General features: G+C 65.5%; 2 pseudogenes. Both read left to right on the forward strand.

Annotation, left to right across the window (positions count from 1 at the left end):
* Positions 1-359 (forward strand): annotated as a pseudogene (locus SYNGFB01_RS14725) (hypothetical protein); the annotation flags it as partial.
* Between the two features lie 91 nt (positions 360-450).
* Positions 451-1,178, forward strand: a pseudogene (locus tag SYNGFB01_RS11565) (DUF502 domain-containing protein).
* Positions 1,179-1,415: the final 237 nt, after the last annotated feature.

The raw sequence follows: 1,415 nt of genomic DNA on the forward strand, positions 1-1,415 counted from the left end.
CAAGCCAGGCCCTCAGTGCGCAGGTGGATCAGGCCGAGTCGGCCATCGCGATGCAGACCAGTCAGCTGGAGATGCAGAGAAAGCAGGTGCAGGATCCGGCCTTCATCGACCGTTTGATCGCCGAGGCTGAGCGCGAGGGCCGGATCCCCGCCGATGCCAGCCCCGAGCTCAAGAAACAGAAGGCCCAGGAATTCATCGACACCCAGCTCAAGCCCCAGCTGGAGCGGGCTGAACAACAGCTGGCCCAGGCGCGTCTGGGTCGTGATCTGGCTGTGCAGCAGCGCCGCTTCGGGGTGACCGGCCGTGCCGTGCTGCTGGCCATCGGCTTCGCCCTGGTCGCCCTGGTGGCCCTGGTCTGAGGGTCGCCTGGCAGGCCCCTGGGAACCAGCCAGCCTGGCGGCTGGCTAAGTTGCCTGAAGCGCACTGACGGCCGGATCTCCGGGTTTCCACTTGGTTCAATCCAGCCCTCGTCCCGATCAGCCCCTGGCTGAGCGCCTCCAGCAGGACCTCAAGAACGATCTGATCGCGGGTCTGCTGGTGGTGATTCCTCTCGCCACCACGATCTGGCTGGCCACCACGGTCAGCCGCTTCGTGCTGGCGTTTCTCACCTCGATCCCCAAGCAGTTCAACCCCTTCAACACCCTCAATCCGGTGTTGCAGGAACTGATCAACCTTGGTGTGGGCCTGCTGGTGCCTCTGCTGGGCATCCTCCTGATCGGTCTGATGGCGCGCAACATCGTGGGTCGCTGGCTGCTGGAATTCGGCGAGGGCACGCTGCTGCGGATTCCGCTGGCCGGGTCGGTGTACAAGACCCTCAAGCAGCTGCTGGAAACCTTCCTGCAGGGCAATTCCAGCCGTTTTCGGCGTGTCGTGCTGGTCGAGTATCCCCGCGAGGTCTCTATGCCCTGGGATTTGTCACCGGAACCCTGGGCACCAGCCTGCAGGCCGGATTCGACGAAGTCATGCTGAGCGTCTTCATTCCCACCGCACCCAATCCCACCACGGGCTGGTATGCGGTGGTTCCCCAGCGTTCGGTGAAGGATCTCGACCTCTCGGTCGAGGATGCCTTCCGCACGATCATCTCGGCGGGAATCGTCAGCCCCGACGAGCGCGAAACCCCCTCCAACCGCAGCTTCTCCAGCCTGCTGGCCCAGCTGCGGGCTCCCCAACTGTCCTGATGCAGAGCCGCACCCTGTCCCGTGAACTGGCCCTGCTGATGCTCGGCCAGGTCAGCGACCGCGCAGGTGAGCCGGCGCCGGCAGCCGACACCGCTCCTGGAGGCTCTGCTGCACCAGGCCGCWSATCGAAGCGCCGCTGGATCTGTTTCAGGAGCTCTGGGAGCCGCTGTTCACCCCGGCGATCGGCTGCTGATGGGAGCGGCGCTGCTCACGGGGCTGCTGGGCTGGTGGCAGCGG

Origin of the sequence: Synechococcus sp. GFB01 (assembly GCF_001039265.1) — a bacterium.
In the GTDB taxonomy this organism is placed as follows: Bacteria; Cyanobacteriota; Cyanobacteriia; order PCC-6307; family Cyanobiaceae; genus NIES-981.